Source organism: Planktothrix sp. FACHB-1355 (assembly GCF_014748295.1).
Lineage (GTDB): Bacteria > Cyanobacteriota > Cyanobacteriia > Cyanobacteriales > Aerosakkonemataceae > Aerosakkonema > Aerosakkonema funiforme_A.
In genome coordinates this window covers 1-2,962 of the sequence record NZ_JACJUP010000897.1, presented here as the reverse complement: position 1 = coordinate 2,962, position 2,962 = coordinate 1, and the positions used below count along the sequence as shown (strand labels likewise).

Genomic DNA, 2,962 nt, shown 5'->3' with positions numbered 1-2,962 from the left:
TCTCTCACAAGAAACTATTAACTCATTCCGGCGATAGATGGCTGTCCGGTGAGCGATAATGTAGGGTATTTTTTTGGCAAAAATGCGGCAACTGGGGTTTTTCAAGTTTATGGTGGAAAAGGGCGCGATATCATTCAGCGATCGCTTGTTTTGGCGATTTGAGTTGAGAAGCGATTAGAGGTATTTTGGGAGCGAGGAAAAACCCCATTAAACTGGCGAATAAAATAGGAGTCAAGGGACTGATATTAGTCAGTTTCGAGACCAATAAAGTGGTACTGACAGGCGTGCGCGTCACCGCAGCATTGAGACCTGCCATTACACAAATCATCGCCAAGGCAGGATTCAATCCGGGGATAGAAATGGCGATCGCTTTGCCGATACAAGCGCCAGTGAAAAAGAGCGGTATGATAAATCCACCGCGCCATCCACCAGTAACCGTAAAGCCGATCGCAGCCATTTTCGCAAAGGCTAAACTTAACAGAAAAATGGCAGAAAAATTATTACTGATGACTAACTCTAACTCTTCATGCCCAAAATAACGGGTGAGGGGAAATAAAACTGCCAAACCGCCCAATACCAGACCGGCTATGGTCGTGCGAACATAAATAGGGCCGGGAATGCGGGCGAAAATACGATCGCACCCGCGAAAAATGGCCATGAAAATCCATCCCGCGATCGCACCAATGACTCCGTATGCGATCGCCAAAGCAAAATCATCGATATTATTTAAACCGTACTGGGGAAAACTCCAAGTTGGTGCAATTCCCAAATGGGTAATGGCAGCAAAAACCAGATAACTGGCGCAACTGGAAACTATCGCCGGCATCAGCGCTTCGTAGTATTCCAAAACGTGTTTGTGGTGCAAAATCTCCAAGGCGAACATCGCACCGCCAAGGGGTGCGCCGAACAAAGCAGTGAAACCCGCAGCCATTCCCGCTAAACTCATAGATCTGAGGTCTTCGCCTTTGAGCTGCAAACGGTCTGCAACCCAAGTACCAAAAGAACCGGTTACCTGTACTAGGGGTGCTTCTGGCCCAGCACTGCCACCTGCCGATATACTGGCGAGGGAAGCTAGAATCATGGGGGCATTTTTGCGAGCATCCAGGCGTCCGCCACGAAAATGGATATTATCGACAATCACGCCAATTTCGCCGGGATTGCCAAGGTGATGAATCACAAGACCGACGAATAAACCCAGTGTGGGCATGACTATGAGCAGACTTGGCCCTTCAATGCGGTTGAGGGCGTGAATCATCAACTCTAAGATGTTCCAGTACAATCCAGCGAATAAACCGCAAACAGTACCGACGACAGTCCAGCGCAACACCCAGCGGGAAATCATCAAAGGGTTGCGGTTTGTCAGTCCGCCAAGTTGGGAGGATATCCAAAGTTGAATTTTGTCGGTGACGGGGTGCTTGTTTGGTAGCACGGTTTGTTTCCTGGTTAGCTAGGGAAGGGGGTATGGGACGATCGCCAATGGAAAATGAAACAAAGGATACAGAATATTTAAGAATTTTATGCGGTTTGTCATCTTCTGACAAAAGTTTTTGGGTTGAGTGATGGGAAAAATTTTCTGTGGGAATCTAGGGTGAAGTTTTTACCGCAGATGTAAGCAGATAAACGCAGCCTATAGCAGATGGGAATCGCTTTGTGTTTGGATGATTTCGGTGCAGCCGATCGCAAATCCGAGTCTGCTACCCCTTTTTTCCGCCCCACTCTCCCACTCCCTCACTCTCCCTCTTTCCTCTGCCTCTCCCATATTGCTATTTTGGAAAAATGCTCGAATGCCTAAGTTTTTCTGTATCCGGTTCGGACTATGCTACCCGTAATTTACTCTGATGAGTTTTTGTTGCACGAAACTGGGGCGTATCATCCAGAACGTCCGCAACGCTTGAGTGCGATTGTCAATGCGTTGAAGGCGGCAAGTTATGCTGATCGGCTGGAGTGGCTGTTGCCGACGCCTCTGGCAAAAAGGTCTGCGATGCCTATTCTGGAAAGGGTTCACTCGCAAGAACACATTGAGAGAGTGCAGCTGATCGCTAAAAATGGTGGCGGACGACTGGATGCAGATACGCTGGTTTCTAAGAACAGTTACGATATTGCTTTGCTGGCGGTGAATGCTTGGTTGGATGGGGTCGATCGCACTCTGGCGACCTCAAATCCAGCTTTTGTGTTGGCGCGTCCCCCCGGACATCACGCGGAACGCGATCGGGGTATGGGGTTTTGCTTATTTTCCAATGCGGCGATCGCCGCTTACTACGCTTTGGAACAACCGGGAATTAAGCGCGTTGCTATCTTAGATTGGGATGTCCATCACGGTAACGGTACGCAAAATATTGTCGAAACTCATCCGCGCTTAGCATATTGTTCTTTGCATCAGTCTCCTTGCTATCCGGGAACGGGATATGCTGACGAACGGGGAGAGTACAAAAATGTGCTGAATATTCCGATGCTACCGGGTAGCACTGTGGCTGAGTATCGCATGGAGTTTGAATCGCAAGTTGTACCCTTTTTATCGAGATTTAAACCAGATTTGTTAATTGTTAGCGCTGGATACGATGCCAATGCTGCCGATCCGTTGGCGAGTATTGAATTGCTACCGCAAGATTTTGGTTTGTTTACAGATTATTGTTTGCAAATAACTCGGAAAATTTTGTTTGGTTTGGAAGGCGGTTACGATTTAGCTGCGCTGGCCGAGTCGGTTGTAGCGACGATCGAACGCTGTTTGATTTAGTAAATTTAAATCGCAGATAAACACAGATGAATATCATAATTATCTGCGTTTATCTGCTTTATTTGCGGTAAAAAATAGCGAACTATTTGCCTAATTCTTGATATTAAATCTCCTCAAAAGGTAGAAAGTAATGCTCCAAGTTGCAGTTTTTGTTTGTGTTGGGTGGCTTTTGTCGGTTTGTCTGCACGAATTCGGTCATGCGATCGTTGCTTATTGGGGTGGCGATAC

General features: G+C 47.3%; 3 protein-coding genes. 1 reads left to right on the top strand and 2 read right to left on the bottom strand.

Annotation, left to right across the window (positions count from 1 at the left end; translation table 11 throughout):
* Window positions 1–130: 130 nt before the first annotated feature.
* Together H6S82_RS26625 and H6S82_RS26620 are read right to left on the bottom strand one after the other, a co-directional pair.
* A complete protein-coding gene (locus H6S82_RS26625; RefSeq protein ID WP_322112001.1) occupies window positions 131–1,429 on the bottom strand; it encodes a chloride channel protein in 1,299 nt (432 codons plus the stop codon).
* 98 nt (window positions 1,430–1,527) lie between these two features.
* Window positions 1,528–1,716 (bottom strand): hypothetical protein, encoded by a 189-nt coding sequence (locus H6S82_RS26620; RefSeq protein ID WP_190472949.1) that lies wholly within the window; start codon window positions 1,714–1,716, stop codon window positions 1,528–1,530.
* Window positions 1,717–1,816: 100 nt separating this feature from the next.
* Here H6S82_RS26620 and H6S82_RS26615 point away from each other — a divergent pair, with 100 nt between their 5' ends.
* Window positions 1,817–2,734 carry a histone deacetylase gene (locus tag H6S82_RS26615; protein ID WP_190472951.1) on the top strand — a complete coding sequence of 306 codons (918 nt, stop codon included), beginning with the start codon at window positions 1,817–1,819 and terminating at the stop codon, window positions 2,732–2,734.
* The last annotated feature ends 228 nt before the right edge of the window (window positions 2,735–2,962 follow it).

Excerpts from the sequence above, each read along its gene's own strand:
- H6S82_RS26615 (WP_190472951.1), top strand. The coding sequence starts at position 1,817 with ATGCTACCCGTAATTTACTCTGATGAGTTTTTGTTGCACGAAACTGGG.